This window comes from Bacillus sp. HY001, assembly GCF_007558965.1.
GTDB classification, from domain to species: domain Bacteria; phylum Bacillota; class Bacilli; order Bacillales; family Bacillaceae_G; genus Bacillus_A; species Bacillus_A mobilis.
This window is the reverse complement of the sequence record NZ_VLTE01000054.1, coordinates 1-13,910: the sequence shown is the minus strand read 5'-3', so window position 1 is coordinate 13,910 and position 13,910 is coordinate 1. Positions and strand designations below refer to the sequence as shown.

20 protein-coding genes are annotated in these 13,910 nt (G+C 35.5%); 8 read left to right on the top strand and 12 right to left on the bottom strand.

The window, feature by feature from the left end:
* Window positions 1-73: 73 nt before the first annotated feature.
* Window positions 74-913: an alpha/beta fold hydrolase gene (locus tag FOT98_RS22350; RefSeq protein ID WP_063260689.1), complete on the top strand. Its 840-nt coding sequence runs from the start codon at window positions 74-76 to the stop codon at window positions 911-913.
* A gap of 220 nt (window positions 914-1,133) precedes the next feature.
* Here FOT98_RS22350 and FOT98_RS22345 read toward each other — a convergent pair whose 3' ends face one another.
* The 3 genes from FOT98_RS22345 to FOT98_RS22335 all read right to left on the bottom strand — a co-directional run bounded on the left by FOT98_RS22345 (window position 1,134) and on the right by FOT98_RS22335 (window position 3,692).
* Window positions 1,134-1,406, bottom strand: coding sequence for a hypothetical protein (locus FOT98_RS22345; RefSeq protein ID WP_063260688.1), 273 nt, complete (start codon window positions 1,404-1,406; stop codon window positions 1,134-1,136).
* Between the two features lie 140 nt (window positions 1,407-1,546).
* Entirely contained in the window at window positions 1,547-2,236 is a 690-nt protein-coding gene (locus FOT98_RS22340) for a response regulator transcription factor (protein ID WP_000821764.1), read from the bottom strand.
* A 1-nt stretch (window position 2,237) separates the two neighbouring features.
* Window positions 2,238-3,692 (bottom strand): sensor histidine kinase, encoded by a 1,455-nt coding sequence (locus FOT98_RS22335; RefSeq protein ID WP_063260687.1) that lies wholly within the window; start codon window positions 3,690-3,692, stop codon window positions 2,238-2,240.
* Window positions 3,693-3,841: 149 nt separating this feature from the next.
* Here FOT98_RS22335 and FOT98_RS22330 point away from each other — a divergent pair, with 149 nt between their 5' ends.
* The 3 genes from FOT98_RS22330 (at window position 3,842) to mscL (ending at window position 6,055) form a co-directional block, all read left to right on the top strand.
* On the top strand, window positions 3,842-4,522 hold the full coding sequence (locus FOT98_RS22330; protein WP_063260686.1) for an ankyrin repeat domain-containing protein: 681 nt from the start codon (window positions 3,842-3,844) through the stop codon (window positions 4,520-4,522).
* Window positions 4,523-4,601: 79 nt separating this feature from the next.
* Window positions 4,602-5,528 carry a Gfo/Idh/MocA family protein gene (locus tag FOT98_RS22325; RefSeq protein ID WP_063260685.1) on the top strand — a complete coding sequence of 309 codons (927 nt, stop codon included), beginning with the start codon at window positions 4,602-4,604 and terminating at the stop codon, window positions 5,526-5,528.
* 128 nt (window positions 5,529-5,656) lie between these two features.
* Window positions 5,657-6,055, top strand: a complete 399-nt coding sequence (gene mscL, locus FOT98_RS22320; RefSeq protein ID WP_063260684.1) for a large conductance mechanosensitive channel protein MscL — start codon at window positions 5,657-5,659, stop codon at window positions 6,053-6,055.
* 49 nt (window positions 6,056-6,104) lie between these two features.
* Here mscL and FOT98_RS22315 read toward each other — a convergent pair whose 3' ends face one another.
* Window positions 6,105-6,377: a DUF3917 domain-containing protein gene (locus tag FOT98_RS22315; RefSeq protein ID WP_063260683.1), complete on the bottom strand. Its 273-nt coding sequence runs from the start codon at window positions 6,375-6,377 to the stop codon at window positions 6,105-6,107.
* A 300-nt stretch (window positions 6,378-6,677) separates the two neighbouring features.
* On the opposite strand from FOT98_RS22315, the gene dhp61 reads away from it, so the two are divergent.
* The 3 genes from dhp61 (at window position 6,678) to FOT98_RS22300 (ending at window position 7,655) form a co-directional block, all read left to right on the top strand.
* A complete protein-coding gene (gene dhp61 / locus FOT98_RS22310) occupies window positions 6,678-6,974 on the top strand; it encodes a protein Dhp61 (RefSeq protein WP_063260682.1) in 297 nt (98 codons plus the stop codon).
* A gap of 80 nt (window positions 6,975-7,054) precedes the next feature.
* Window positions 7,055-7,291, top strand: coding sequence for a DUF3949 domain-containing protein (locus FOT98_RS22305; RefSeq protein ID WP_000637907.1), 237 nt, complete (start codon window positions 7,055-7,057; stop codon window positions 7,289-7,291).
* 1 nt (window position 7,292) lies between these two features.
* Window positions 7,293-7,655, top strand: coding sequence for a DUF4288 domain-containing protein (locus tag FOT98_RS22300; RefSeq protein WP_002073192.1), 363 nt, complete (start codon window positions 7,293-7,295; stop codon window positions 7,653-7,655).
* Between the two features lie 34 nt (window positions 7,656-7,689).
* Here FOT98_RS22300 and ccpA read toward each other — a convergent pair whose 3' ends face one another.
* From ccpA to FOT98_RS22275, 5 genes are all read right to left on the bottom strand, one after another.
* Window positions 7,690-8,688 (bottom strand): catabolite control protein A, encoded by a 999-nt coding sequence (gene ccpA / locus FOT98_RS22295; protein ID WP_001103291.1) that lies wholly within the window; start codon window positions 8,686-8,688, stop codon window positions 7,690-7,692.
* A gap of 405 nt (window positions 8,689-9,093) precedes the next feature.
* Entirely contained in the window at window positions 9,094-9,246 is a 153-nt protein-coding gene (locus tag FOT98_RS32505) for a hypothetical protein (RefSeq protein WP_161491767.1), read from the bottom strand.
* Between the two features lie 50 nt (window positions 9,247-9,296).
* On the bottom strand, window positions 9,297-10,313 hold the full coding sequence (locus FOT98_RS22285) for a CamS family sex pheromone protein (protein WP_063260681.1): 1,017 nt from the start codon (window positions 10,311-10,313) through the stop codon (window positions 9,297-9,299).
* 117 nt (window positions 10,314-10,430) lie between these two features.
* A complete protein-coding gene (ytxJ, locus tag FOT98_RS22280) occupies window positions 10,431-10,757 on the bottom strand; it encodes a bacillithiol system redox-active protein YtxJ (protein ID WP_001057490.1) in 327 nt (108 codons plus the stop codon).
* Window positions 10,757-11,269, bottom strand: coding sequence for a DUF948 domain-containing protein (locus FOT98_RS22275; RefSeq protein WP_001197726.1), 513 nt, complete (start codon window positions 11,267-11,269; stop codon window positions 10,757-10,759). Before FOT98_RS22275 ends, ytxJ begins: the two co-directional genes overlap by 1 nt.
* Before the next feature lie 187 nt (window positions 11,270-11,456).
* Here FOT98_RS22275 and FOT98_RS22270 point away from each other — a divergent pair, with 187 nt between their 5' ends.
* Window positions 11,457-12,572 carry an aminopeptidase gene (locus FOT98_RS22270; RefSeq protein WP_000654740.1) on the top strand — a complete coding sequence of 372 codons (1,116 nt, stop codon included), beginning with the start codon at window positions 11,457-11,459 and terminating at the stop codon, window positions 12,570-12,572.
* 39 nt (window positions 12,573-12,611) lie between these two features.
* Here FOT98_RS22270 and FOT98_RS22265 read toward each other — a convergent pair whose 3' ends face one another.
* The 3 genes from FOT98_RS22265 to FOT98_RS22255 are packed head-to-tail and all read right to left on the bottom strand — an operon-like array spanning window position 12,612 to window position 13,645.
* Window positions 12,612-13,046: a hypothetical protein gene (locus FOT98_RS22265; protein ID WP_063260680.1), complete on the bottom strand. Its 435-nt coding sequence runs from the start codon at window positions 13,044-13,046 to the stop codon at window positions 12,612-12,614.
* 15 nt (window positions 13,047-13,061) lie between these two features.
* Window positions 13,062-13,244 carry a hypothetical protein gene (locus FOT98_RS22260; RefSeq protein WP_063260679.1) on the bottom strand — a complete coding sequence of 61 codons (183 nt, stop codon included), beginning with the start codon at window positions 13,242-13,244 and terminating at the stop codon, window positions 13,062-13,064.
* A complete protein-coding gene (locus FOT98_RS22255) occupies window positions 13,241-13,645 on the bottom strand; it encodes a PH domain-containing protein (RefSeq protein WP_063260678.1) in 405 nt (134 codons plus the stop codon). The genes FOT98_RS22260 and FOT98_RS22255 overlap by 4 nt, the downstream gene beginning before the upstream one ends.
* Window positions 13,646-13,910: the final 265 nt, after the last annotated feature.

Here is a 13,910-nt window from a genome sequence, read left to right as displayed (position 1 = left end):
ATTTCGATAATCGCTGATATATTTTATTTCACAATTAATCGGTCCAATTTTTAAGAGAAAAGGTCGTGATATTATGTGGAAGCAACAAATGGTCCCCACAAAACGTGGCACATTTGAACTCTTTACAAAAGGAAATGGCGAACCACTTTGCATTACACATCACTATTCACAATTTAATGAAACTGGTGATTACTTTGCGGATGTTTTCACCGCTACGCATCGTGTATTCCTTATTAACTTACGAGACGCTGGTAATTCTGAAAAAGCCAATTCTGAAAAAGAATTAAGTATGATTGAAACAATTCACGATTTAGAAGCTATACGAAAAGCTTTACAACTTCCAACATGGCATTTCGCCGGTCATTCAACAGGTGGTATGCTTGGACTTTTATATGCAATTACATATCCAAGTTCCTTACAATCATTAGTCGTGGCCGGAGCTGCAGCAAGTAATTATACCGAAACATCATTTTGCATTTATCATCCAGCACATCCACAGTTCCACTATATGCAACAGCTCATCGAAAACTTAAAAATCCCTCACCTTACAAATGCAGAAAGAAAAGAACTGTCTACTAAGAGAACAAAATTATCATTGTATAAACCGGAAAACTACAACTCTTATTTTTGTAAATCAATCCAAAAAACTATGTCCGTTAGCCGGATGAACGCTTTCGCCAATGAATATCCGTCATTTGATTTAAGAGAATCTTTACCTTCCATCCAAACAAAGACACTTATTATATGCGGAAGACATGATGTACAGTGCCCGATTCAATATTCTATCGAGATGCATGATGGCATACGTAATTCTATCTTTGCGACATTTGAGGAGAGTAACCATTATCCTTTTTTAGAAGAGGCTGCTCAGTTTACTTCTACTACTCAGACATTTTATAAAGTGAAACTTTAATCAGTGGGGGGGTTTCTTCATCCCCCACTGATTATTAGCCCTCACCAATCGGACTTTAATGGGCAGCCCGACCCCCATCTAACTTCTTTGCTTTCGCTGAATTTTGAGGTGGGGGTCTTACTACCCATTAAAGCGGGATAAATCGTTACACTAGTACCGCTATTATTAAGGAAAGCTCACAGTCTCTATAAGACTATGAGCTTTTTTCAAAAGAAATATTTCAACTAGTAACAATTAAAAGAAGAACACACAAAATCACTAAACCTAAATCAATAAATACTGCCTTTTTATCTCCTTCTTTTAAACTTATTATAAAACTAGAAATTATTTTAATTCCAAAAAAGACCATCATAAATAAACCACCGAAATGATCATTTGTAGGGTCTTCATCATAAAACATTTGTATGGCACCGATGATTAATAAGATAAGTACGATATTCGTTCCAATCTTTAAAGCTTTGTTTGATTTAGTATTCTTTAATTCGGCCCACAAAATCTAGCACTCCCTCTCAAACTATCGTGTGTGTTAGCAAAACAAAGATGTTTCATCTATATATACCTTAACATAAATTACCTATTATTTCCTTTTCGTTTGAATAACATAAAAAACCTGCCAATTACTCGGCAGGTACGTTACACGTTAAAACGATAACCAGCTCCCCACACCGTTTCAATATATTGCGGGTGGGCAGGATCTCTTTCAATTTTTTCACGTAGCTTTCTAATGTGAACAACGACAGTGGCTAAATCGCCAGCTGAGTCTAGTCCCCAAATACGTTCAAATAACTGTTCTTTATTTAATACTTGGTTTGGATGCGTTACAAAGAATGTTAATAAATCAAATTCCTTCGTTGTGAACGCGATTTCTTCATTATTTATAAAAACTTTTCTCGCTCGCTGATCAATAGAAATTCCGTGAATGTATAACGTATCGCGTTGCTTACTCACATTTCCTGATAATCTTTCATAACGAGAAATATGCGCCTTTACTCTTGCGACTAATTCACTTGGACTAAACGGTTTCGTTATATAATCATCCGCCCCTAAACCGAGTCCGCGAATTTTATCTATATCTTCCTTCTTTGCTGAAACAAGTAAAATCGGAATGTCTTTTATAGCACGTATTTGTTTACAAATTTCAAATCCATTCATCTTCGGAAGCATAATATCCAAAATAATTAAGTCGTAGTCTTCCTGAAGAGCCATTTGTAGACCTATTTCTCCTGAATGTTCTACATCGACTTGAAAATCACTAATTTCTAAATAATCTCGCTGTAATTCTGCAATACTTATTTCATCTTCTACTAGTAAAATTCTCTTCATTCTACTCACCACATTCCTGTACTTTTTTCAATGAGAAGAAAATACTTGTACCTTCTCCAAGCTTACTTTCCGCCCAAATTTCTCCGCCATGTTCTTCAACAATTTGCTTCGCTATCGCTAAGCCAAGTCCACTTCCACCTGTGCTAGAATTTCGCGATTGCTCGGCACGATAAAAACGCTCAAATATATACGGCAGCGTATCAGTTTCTATACCTGACCCATTGTCCATCACTTTCACAATGACAGTATTGTTATCACTCAATACTGTTACAGTAATTTTCTTCTCTTCTTTATCCATGTATTTCACACTATTATGAATTAAATTGGATATCACTCTATTTATCTTTTCACAATCGGCCGTTACATATAGCTGTGATGGATGTAATTGTAAGTGAACTTCTATACCTTCCTCACTTAAATCCATCTGCATCTCTTCTAATAATTCTTGCATAAACATGTTTAATTCTATCGTTTCAAACTGAAAGGGAACTCGATTCAAATCAAGCTTCGAAAATAAAAAGAGTTCATCAATGAGTGTATCCATATGTTTTGCCTTCGTATGAATGGTCGTTAAATACTTATCCATTTTTTCTGGCGTATTTGCGACTCCATCTTTTATGCCTTCTACATATCCAATAATAGAAGTAATCGGTGTCTTTAAATCATGAGATATATTTGAAATGAGCTCTTTTCGATTTTCTTCATACTGCGTTTGTACTTCAATCGATTCTTTTAACTTCTTCCTCATTTCCTCAAACCCTTGATTTAATTGCCCGATCTCATCATGAGATGTAACTGGAATTTGAAAATCTAAATCCCCTTCTTTAATTCTACCAGTCGCATCTTTCAATACAAAAATTGGTTTTATCACACTTCTTGAGACGAAATAACTTACTAATCCAATGAGTAATATCGCTAGCAGTAAAAGCGCTCCGAATAAAATCGGAAATAATTTTTGTGTAAGATCAACAAATGAACTTTGCCTTTTTAGTACAAATATACTCCCTTCTTCATCTCCGGGAAAATAAAAATCAAATTTTACATATCGATAAAATGTATCGCCTAGTTCCGCTGTACCACGACTATTAATATTTGCTGATTCAAATTTCGGAAGAGCTTCTTTTAAAGATATACTTTCCAATATTTTTGTAGCATAAGAAATGGTTTCTCCCTTTCTTACAACTATTTTCACACCTTCTTTTTCAAGCGATGAAACGAAAGATTCATCTAATAATTGTGATTGATTTTTCTTTGCCGCTAATTTCAATTCAATATACGCATTTTCTTCTTCTGGCGTAAGCGGTTTTTGAATATAGGAACTTTTATAGAAATTTTTCACTGATTCCAAGTCTCCTGTTATAGAAAAAACAATTAAAAATCCCGCGACTAATATGAGCGTGATGGAAACGAGAATAACAGCAATATAAGAGAATAAAAATCTTGTTTTAATAGACATATGTTACATCCTCACTTTACCAAACCTTATTACTCATAAGCATAAAAATATATGTTCAAATACTCAAGCGATTTTATAGTAATTTTAGCGTCATTTTATAAAAATTTAATGTTCTTCTTTTACAGTTGAAATGAGGAGGTTGAAATTCTATGTTCAAAAAAACAGTAAGCATGATCTGTTGCGTAATTTTTTTGCAAGGATGCTCGCAAGAACAAGAAGTAAAAAAGGAGATGACAAACATGGAGACAGCGCTACTAGCAGCTACTGAGAAACAAGAAACGAATACTATTATATCGTTACTCAAAAAAGGGGCTAACATAAATATAAAAGACAATAAAGGACGTACTCCTCTTATGATTGCTACATACAAAAATGATGTAAAAACCGCAAAAGCGCTTATCGAAGCTGGTGCTGACGTAAACATCCAAGATGATATGAAAAATAATCCTTTTCTATACGCCGGTGCTGAAGGTTACTTGGATATTTTAAAACTAACGATTGATGCTGGCGCAGATCCATCACTTACGAATCGTTACGGCGGAACAGCTCTTATCCCTGCCTCAGAACATGGCTATATCGATGTTATTAAGGCACTCCTTACGCGAACAACTATTGATGTTAACCATGTAAATAATCTCGGATGGACTGCTTTAATGGAAGCCATCGTACTAAGTAACGGAAACGAAACACAACAACAAGTTATTCGCCTTCTTATTGAACACGGTGCAGATGTAAATATTCCAGACAACGATGGTGTTACCCCGCTAGAGCATGCGCGCGCCCATAACTTTGAAGAGATAGAGAAGATTTTATTAGAAGGACGTAAGTAAAAAGCTAATTTTTGCCTTCCTCCCTCGCCCTATGCTACATTTAACCCGTTACATCAATATTAATAGGGTGGGAATAGACATGAACAAACCTAAAATTGGGATGATTGGACTTGGAAGTATTGCGCAAAAAGCCTACCTTCCAACACTTACAAAAGAAACAGATTGGAATTTTGTCGGGGCGTTTACACCTAACGCGGAGAAAAGGAAACAAGTTTGTCAGCAATACCGGATGCAAGACTTTCATTCTATTGAAACGCTAGCTTCGGAATGCGATGCAATCTTCGTTCATAGTTCAACTGCTACACATTATGAAATCGTTTCTGAACTTCTGAAAAAAGGAATCGACGTTTATGTTGATAAGCCGCTAGCAGCTACAGTGGAACAGGCCGAGCAACTAGTCGAGTTGAGCGAAAAGTATAACCGAAAGTTAATGGTCGGATTTAATCGCCGCTTCGTTCCTATGTATGTTGCTGCAAAAGAGCAAGCTCATGACATTTCATGGATTCGAATTGAAAAGCACCGCACAAATAAAGTAGGACCATATACGTACGACTTTACTATGTTAGATGATTACTTACATATTGTAGATGCTGCTCGCTGGTTAGCTAACGATGACCTTAATGTCGTTCATAATATGATGCAAATGAATGAAAAGAATGAACTTCTTTACGGACATCATACATATACAACGCCAAGTGGAATGTTACTTTCTACTGCGATGCATCGCCATGCCGGTACAAATTTAGAACAAATTGAACTTGTAACGACAGGAAAAATCATTCGTGTAAAAAATATGAACACATTTGAAGTTGAGCAGGATAATACAGTTTCTCTAATCGGTTCACCATCATGGGATACGACGTTAAAGCAACGTGGTTTTGAAGATGCTGTTCATCATTTTATTGAATGTGTACACGGTGATACAAAGCCTGTTGTAGATGGATTAGAAGCATTAAAAACGCAGCAGCTGTTGCAATCTCTACTAAACGATGCAAATAAAAAGTAAAACGGATACATTTTTCAGAATTTACTTTCATTCCCATTTCCTCTTTATTTCTCTCGCAAATTTCTATAGAATATGTTGATAGGAATTATAAATTTCATAATGAATCGTGGAAGGGATGGGATTAACACATGTGGAACGAGTTTAAAAAATTCGCATTCAAAGGGAATGTAATCGATTTAGCTGTCGGGGTTGTAATCGGTGCTGCATTCGGTAAAATCGTTAGTTCTTTAGTAAAAGATATCATCACACCATTACTTGGTATGATATTAGGTGGCGTTAACTTTACAGATTTACATTTTGGATATGGTAAATCTGCTGTTATGTATGGTAACTTCATCCAAACTATTTTTGATTTCTTAATTATTGCAGCTTCTATCTTTATGTTCATTAAAGTATTCAACAAACTAACATCTAAAAGAGAAGAAGAAGAAAAAGAAGAACTTCCAGAACCAACAAAAGAAGAAGAACTTCTTAGCGAAATTCGCGACTTACTAAAACAACAAAACTCTTCTAAAGATAGAGCATAATTGAACGGATAAAAAGGCATGTCCCCTCGGGACATGCCTTTTCTATATGCTATAACGTTTCCGAATTCATATGAATAAATAAAATAATACCAGCAACCATAAGTACCATTACACTACCTGCAAATAGTGTAATACCCATGAACATTAAGCTTGTGCTCATGTCCACTGATACACTTTCAATAAAAATAGAAATTACATACGTGATAAGGGCAATTCCTGCAAGAATACTTCCTGGAACTAATCGCTTTAAGCCATTTTGTTTTAACGTCATATATGCAAAAATAGCAGTCATACAAAGCGTAATTATCCAAAGAACGATCATCTCTTTCCCCCCTCACAAGCCTTTTCTTTCTATTATACATGACATTGCCCTATAATAGTTAAATTTGCACTTATGTGACATATAACAAGGAATCATACAATCTATAGAGAAGTCTTCCAGATAAAGTGAAACTTTAATCAGCGGGGGTTTTGTTCATCCCCCACTGATTATTAGTTGAACCAATCGGACGTTTACGGACAGTTAATCTCCCACCTAACTTCTTTGCTCCAACTGAATTTTGAGGTGGGAGTTTTACTGTCCGTTAACGCGGGATAAGCTATATACTCGGGAGGGTTTCAATTGGAGGATGATATTGTAGGATACTTTAAACAAGTAGAGCGATTCGATTATATTACAATCGACTTAGACAAAAAGTTTTTTTATATCGAAGTTGTACAACTAGAAACAAATATAACTTTGCTAAAAGTATCACTTAACTTAGACAAGGATGAAACCATTATTGCCGGCAATGTGAAACAATACGATCCTTCTAGGTTAGAGCATTTAATACAAAATTTTACGCTCACTGCACAAACATGCCTTGAACATAATTTACGAAGTCCTGAAGAACTTTTTGCATTTTGGAAAGGAAATTGACCGCCAGGAAAATGGATATTTTTCATATAAATTGATATAATTACCATATATAAATATTCTTTATAAGGGAGTGTTTCATAATGATTTGGATTTCACTAATCGTATTAGCCTATTTCCTCATTCTCGTCCCAATACAATATAACTATATTAAGATGCTCAAGACAAAACAGAAAAAAATGAACATGTCACAAAACGAACTATATGACAACATGTCTTATGAAGAATCCCAAATACACTATCACTATCAAAGTAACGTATTTACAATACCTGCTTCGCTTGTCGCAAGTATTATTTATAGAGTGAAACATGCAGCATAATATGTATGCTGTAAAATTATTGTTTGAATCTGTTCATTCTGGTGAGCCTAATCCTACAAAAATGGATGAGCATTATGAAGGAAATCACGATACACTTTTTGAAGAAAGTATTATTCTTGTTAAAGCAAACAGTTTAGAAGAAGCACACAATCTAGGTGAAAAAATCGCTATGCAATCTGAGGATACGTACGATAACATGTATGATGAGCAAGTGAAATGGACATTTCGAAAAGTATTGCATGTGTTTGAATTAGACGATACACCATTTGAAACTGGAAAAGAATTATACGCAAGATTTTTACACGTTAAGAAAAATGAAACGGTAGATACAGTCGTACAAAAATACTATCCCGAATACGAATAAAAGCTCACAGCGAATGCTGTGAGCTTTTTTATACTTACTTCGTTGAATCTCTAAATTGGATACGGTGAGGTAAGATAACAGTGTGATCTTCCACTTTTTCTTTGTTCATATACTTTGTTAATAGACGCATTGCTACTGCACCGATATCATACATTGGTTGTACAACTGTTGAAAGTTGTGGACGAACCATTAATGCAAGGCGTGTATTATCGAAACCAAGTACTTCTACATCAGTTGGTACGTTTAGCCCAGCGTCTTGTGCTGCATGGATTACACCTAGTGCCATTTCGTCAGAAGATACGAAGATTGCTGTTGGCTTTTCATCGCTGCTCCAAAGCTTTTCGAATGCTTCGATACCTGAATCATATGTGTAATCTCCATCGATTATAAGATTTTCATCATATGAAATACCTGCTTCTTCTAAAGCTTTTTTATAACCTTGTAACTTCTTCGCGCTTCCCGCTTTATCAATGAAAGGACCAGAGACGAAACCGATACGCTTATGTCCTTGCTCAATAAAGTGCTTCATTGCGTCGTAAGCTGCTTGTGTATAATCAATATTTACTGATGGCGTTTCATTTTGCTCATCAAATGACGCTGCTAATACGATCGGTACTGGAGACTTTTTGAATTCTTCAATATGAATGTCTGTAATATCTTCACCCATGAAAACAATTCCGTCCACTTGTTTTCCAAGCATCGTATTTAATAAATGGAACTCTTTCTCTTTGTTTTGGTCAGAGTTACTTAAAATGATGTTATATTTGTACATTGTTGCGATATCTTCAATTCCACGAGCAAGTTCTGCATAAAACGTATTTGAGATATCAGGAATAATAACACCTACTGTAGTTGTCTTCTTACTTGCTAGTCCACGTGCTACCGCATTTGGGCGGTATCCTAAACGATCAATTGCTTCTAATACTTTCTTTCTTGTTGTAGGCTTTACATTTGGGTTACCGTTCACAACGCGTGATACGGTAGCCATTGAAACGTTCGCTTCGCGCGCTACATCATAGATTGTTACGTTCATCTCATCGCACACTCCTTCTATTTTTGTTATCTATTTTTATGTATCGGTTACTTGAATGAAAAAAAGACATCAACTCTATTTGCAGATGCCACCAATCGTCCCGAGTTCTTCCTTTTACTAATGATACGATAAAAACGCAGGCTCATACAATATTTTCCCGCAAAAGTTTCGAAAAAATTCGCTTCTTTTCTCGTATTTTCGTATTTTTTATGAAAAAAAGGGCATTTTTTGTAAAAATATAGATATTTCACACGGAAAAACCTTATTTTAAGCAGTACGATAGTAAATGAAATTTATATCGGCATTTTTTCGAATATATCGACCGCAACTCGAAATATATCATTGATTTTCCAAATATATCAACCACAACTCTAATTATATCAGCGTTTTTTTTGATATATCGACTTACCGAGAGAAGTCGACAATGATAGTCATTTGATGCGCTGGATTTGGAGATGCGTGGCGCCCTGTAGAATGCGTTATATCAAGAACGGAAGGGGTAACTATATTTCTTCCTTTATAATTGGCACAGCGGAAATATGACGCATTTTTTCCCATCGTACATTTCCACTTACAAGTAAAAAAGACAGTGTAAACACTGTCTTTTTTTATAAGAAGGAAACAAACGGTTTATCACTGTTTTTCTCTTTTATAATAATTGCCTCGATTTTACTCTCGGACTTGATCTGCAATTGCACTTTCGCATCTTTAGGTAATTTTTCTAACATACTTTGAGCAGCCATTTGGGTAAGGGCCATTAATTCTGTTTTACCGTTATATTTAATAACAATATTCATATTTAATGCATCCATTTGATTTTTCTTATAAGACACTTTAGCATTGACTGGGATAAAATCTGCCGGAGAAAAACCTTTCATTGCATCAGCAAATTCAGTTATTTTTGTATTATCTTCTCCATGTGCTTTTGTAAATTCATCAGAAGGATATGAATACGCTTGTTCATCAATCGTACTCCAATTTCCAAGGTTCGTATCATTCTTTTGAACAGTAGCACTAGCAATATACGTACCATTTTTTAAAGAACTTGTACTTTCTTGCTTAAAGATAGCAAATGTAATTGGAGATTTGTTATACTTGTCATTTTTATTAATCGCTTCAGTAAGTTGCTTAGCAACTTCAGCGCCCTTAGACATTGCTTCTTCATTCGATACACTTGAAGACATCGCTAGCCCAATCACCACACCAGATAAACTTAATTCATTTGAATTCTGCTTCCCGAAATAGTCTTGTTCTATAATATTTGTCAAAACTGGCGCTTCTACTTTCGCGACTAATTCATCAACTAATTTCTCAGGGATATACTGATTTAATTGCAGTACATGACTTTCTGTATCAAATTGCTCTTTTGCAATATTCATTAAACCATTTTCATACTCTGCTAAATCTAATTTAGAATTTGTTTTTATATTAGCTGTATTTATCACCTTTTGTTCTTTTAAAGGAATTACAGTTCTATAATAATCTTTAGAAACAGCAGTTCTCGGAATCATGCTTTTTTCTTTCGTATCCTTTTGTATAACTTCATCCTTCTTACTAATCGTATCATTACTACAAGCTCCTAGTAATAAACTTACGACCGCGAAGGATAATGCCATTTTCTTCATTACTTAAAACCTACTTTCAACAATCTAGTTATTTAATTTGAACTATTAACAGTGTACCATTAAATATATTTCAACAAAAACAAAAAAAAGAAGCAAGCACCTTTCGCTTGCTTCTTTTTACTTAATATTCTCTTCTAAAGCGTCTTTTTTAATGTTCCAATGAGACGTATTCCATACTACCATCCCATCTTTTATGTATAACACTTGCGGAGATTCATGTTTAATACTGTACTGTTCTGCAACACGATTCGAAACATCTCTCGCATCTTGTACGTATAAGTAATACGCTGGTACTGCTCTTTCTTCACTACAATACGCTTGAAATTCTGTATATGCACCATGACTAATCGGGCATGTCGTACTATGTTTAAAAAGAACATAAGGTTCATTTTTTTCTACTAATACTTCAAGCTCTTCAATTGTTTCAACTTTTGTCATATTCATCACGATTCACCTCTCATACGAAGTCTAGAGCGCTTCTCTTTCTTTTCAGCCTTTTTCTCAAGTCTTTCTAATTTACGCTCTTCTTTTTCAACCTTTTTCTCTTGTCTTGTCGCACGATAATGATTGTATACTTCAATTGCTGCGCTACTCCACTGTACAACTTGCGCTACTTTATCTGCATTGTTTTCAATTTCGTCTGTAACAGATTCTGATACATTACGAAGTTTCGTATTTAAAGAATGGATTGTCGTTCCAATTCCATCTACACCCGATACTACTTTGTTTAATGATTGTGACTTCTGTTGAATGTCATCAGCTAACGCATTTGTTTTATGTAATAATTGCTCCGTCTCTACGCTAATCCCTTGCATTTGCTTTTCTAAACCTTCTAACGTGCTCGCAACGTTTTCTAACGTCTTTTGAACCGATAACAACGTTCTGCATACATACACTACTAATACAGCGAAAGCAACCGCGATAATAGCCGCACTTACATATAAAAGAACTTGCATTTCATCACTTCCTTTATCTTTTTCATACTTTCTCCTATTATACAATCATTTTCCGTTTCGTTCTAATCCTTATCTTTTCATTAGAATTTTCATACTTATTTGTTAACTTTAACATAAATGATTCAACAAATTCCACTAAGTAGGTTACAATAGGAGAGGATACATAATTAGTAGGGAGGCTTTACATATGAAAGATCCACGCATTGAAAAGTTAGCATACAATTTAATTAACTACTCTATTCGCTTACAAAAAGGCGAAAAAGTATTAATTGAAAACTTTGGCTTACAAAAAGAACTTGTAACTGCACTTGTAAAAGAAGCATATGCAGCTGGTGGTTTCCCATTCGTTTCTTTAAAAGATCATCAAGTAGATCGCTCTTTATTAATGGGTGCTACTGAAGAACACTTCGAACAAATCGCTGCATATGAAGCAAGCGTAATGAAAGATATGGACGCTTATATCGGTCTTCGCTCTGGCGATAACATTAACGAACAAGCTGACGTACCAAGTGAAAGAATGCAAATTCACGGTCAAACAGTTGGTAAGAAAGTTCATAGAGACATCCGCGTTCCGAAAACGCGCTGGGTTGTTCTTCGCTACCCAAATGCTTCTATGGCGCAGCTTGCTAAAATGAGCACAGAAGCTTTCGAAGACTTCTACTTCGAAGTTTGTAACTTAGACTACGGTAAAATGGATAAGGCAATGGATAGCCTTGTTACATTAATGAATAAAACAGATAAAGTTCGTTTAACTGGTCCTGGAACTGACTTAACATTCTCTATTAAAGACATTCCAGCTATTAAATGCTCAGGTCATTTAAATATTCCAGACGGTGAAGTATACTCTGCACCAGTTCGCGATTCTGTTAACGGTACAGTTTCTTACAACACGCCATCTCCTTACAACGGTTATACATTTGAAAATGTACAACTTAAGTTTGAGAATGGCCAAATCGTTGAAGCAACTGCAAACGACACAGAGCGCATTAACAAAATCTTCGATACAGACGAAGGTGCACGCTACGTTGGTGAGTTCGCAATCGGCGTAAACCCATACATCTTACATCCAATGGGAGATATCCTATTCGATGAAAAAATCGATGGCAGCTTCCACTTCACTCCTGGACAAGCTTACGACGATGCATGGAACGGCAACAACTCGAACATTCACTGGGATTTAGTATGCATCCAGCGCCCGGAATACGGCGGCGGCGAAATTTACTTCGACGACGTACTAATCCGTAAAGACGGACGCTTCGTTGTATCTGAACTAGAAGCTTTAAACCCAGAGAACTTAAAATAATAAAAAAAAAACGCTCGGAATTTTCTCCGAGCGTTTTTTTTAATACTTTAATAAGTCTTTCGCCACATCTTCTGGCACTTTAAAACTCATCTTCTTATTTTTCATTTCAACTTCGACATAAGGGACATCTTTATATACTGTCATTGTACCAATTTCATGTAACTCTTTTTTATCTTTACTCGACTCTGATAATTTTGGTGTATCTTCTTGATACATTTTAAATGTTTTCCCTTGCGGAGTATCCATAGGAGCCGATTGCATTTCCCACTTATGCATTTTCATGACTTCAAACAGCTTTTCAATTTCTTTCTTATCGGTAATTACTTTTTTATCACTTGAATCTGTAAATGATTCAATCTCAACCTTTTGTGCCTTTTCAAAGTTCATATCAGCCTTTTCCTTCTTCGCACTACACCCTATTAAAAGAACGGATGCGGTTAGCAGAAGTAAAAATAACGTAAGGACTTTTTTCATTTCTAATCCTCCTAACTACATAGAACTACTTTTTTCGTTTTTGGTTTGCTGAAAATGAAAATAATATAACAGCGCCACTGCGATAGTACCTATTAATATCGGTTCATATAAGGGCAGATCCCATTTCATATATACTCTAGTACAAATAGCAAACACAAGCAAAATTTCCAAACAAAACAAAGGTTTTACATATTTCATTTCTTACCCACCATTTCTATTTTCACATGTGGATTTTCTTTTTCTACAAGCGATAAAAACTGCCCCATATGTTGCGGCATCGCAATCATATGTACTTTATATGCATTCGTCGTAATTTCAAGGGATTTCCCAACTTGACGAATGATTCTTATCTCTTTCAATACAACATCGTCATTTAAAATGCCGTACTTCAATACACCATTTTCTACTTTATGCTTTTTAATAAATACTTCCCAAACGAGTGGTACATTTACTAGGAAGCATAAACCCATTCCAATTAAAGCTGACATCCACTGCTCTTTATTCGCGAAAAGCATCACAAGTGGATATACGAACATAAAAACTAACGTGAGACAAACGAAAATTACTACCGACTTACTTCTTTGAATCGGAATGTTCATACACGCACCTCCTACCCTAAATTATACCATTTTTTCCGTTTCAGTTCATAAAAAAAGGCCATTTCTACATGACCTTCTTAAACAATATATCTTTGAACTACCCCCACTTAACACTCTAACGAGCTGTTTGAAGTGGGGGATTCCTACGAACACCAAGGTATCCCTCGGTTTTATGAGTAGGCAATCCCCGTAATCCCTACGGTTAGGAGCCTTATGGCCTCTTTTCTCAGATTTTCCGCTGCGTTCACATCTCTATCATGATACA

Bases quoted from the DNA above. Each gene is read 5' to 3' on its own strand.
- FOT98_RS22325 (WP_063260685.1), top strand. From the start codon at position 4,602: ATGAACAAACCTAAAATTGGGATGATTGGACTTGGAAGTATTGCGCAA.
- ccpA (WP_001103291.1), bottom strand. From the start codon at position 8,688: ATGAACGTAACAATCTATGATGTAGCGCGCGAAGCGAACGTTTCAATG.
- mscL (WP_063260684.1), top strand. From the start codon at position 5,657: ATGTGGAACGAGTTTAAAAAATTCGCATTCAAAGGGAATGTAATCGAT.
- FOT98_RS22350 (WP_063260689.1), top strand. From the start codon at position 74: ATGTGGAAGCAACAAATGGTCCCCACAAAACGTGGCACATTTGAACTC.
- FOT98_RS22285 (WP_063260681.1), bottom strand. From the start codon at position 10,313: ATGAAGAAAATGGCATTATCCTTCGCGGTCGTAAGTTTATTACTAGGA.
- FOT98_RS22270 (WP_000654740.1), top strand. From the start codon at position 11,457: ATGAAAGATCCACGCATTGAAAAGTTAGCATACAATTTAATTAACTAC.
- FOT98_RS32505 (WP_161491767.1), bottom strand. From the start codon at position 9,246: ATGGGAAAAAATGCGTCATATTTCCGCTGTGCCAATTATAAAGGAAGA.
- FOT98_RS22300 (WP_002073192.1), top strand. From the start codon at position 7,293: ATGTATGCTGTAAAATTATTGTTTGAATCTGTTCATTCTGGTGAGCCT.
- FOT98_RS22260 (WP_063260679.1), bottom strand. From the start codon at position 13,244: ATGAAATATGTAAAACCTTTGTTTTGTTTGGAAATTTTGCTTGTGTTT.
- ytxJ (WP_001057490.1), bottom strand. From the start codon at position 10,757: ATGAATATGACAAAAGTTGAAACAATTGAAGAGCTTGAAGTATTAGTA.
- FOT98_RS22340 (WP_000821764.1), bottom strand. From the start codon at position 2,236: ATGAAGAGAATTTTACTAGTAGAAGATGAAATAAGTATTGCAGAATTA.
- FOT98_RS22335 (WP_063260687.1), bottom strand. From the start codon at position 3,692: ATGTCTATTAAAACAAGATTTTTATTCTCTTATATTGCTGTTATTCTC.
- FOT98_RS22255 (WP_063260678.1), bottom strand. From the start codon at position 13,645: ATGAACATTCCGATTCAAAGAAGTAAGTCGGTAGTAATTTTCGTTTGT.
- FOT98_RS22275 (WP_001197726.1), bottom strand. From the start codon at position 11,269: ATGCAAGTTCTTTTATATGTAAGTGCGGCTATTATCGCGGTTGCTTTC.
- FOT98_RS22330 (WP_063260686.1), top strand. From the start codon at position 3,842: ATGTTCAAAAAAACAGTAAGCATGATCTGTTGCGTAATTTTTTTGCAA.
- FOT98_RS22305 (WP_000637907.1), top strand. From the start codon at position 7,055: ATGATTTGGATTTCACTAATCGTATTAGCCTATTTCCTCATTCTCGTC.
- FOT98_RS22315 (WP_063260683.1), bottom strand. From the start codon at position 6,377: ATGATCGTTCTTTGGATAATTACGCTTTGTATGACTGCTATTTTTGCA.
- FOT98_RS22265 (WP_063260680.1), bottom strand. From the start codon at position 13,046: ATGAAAAAAGTCCTTACGTTATTTTTACTTCTGCTAACCGCATCCGTT.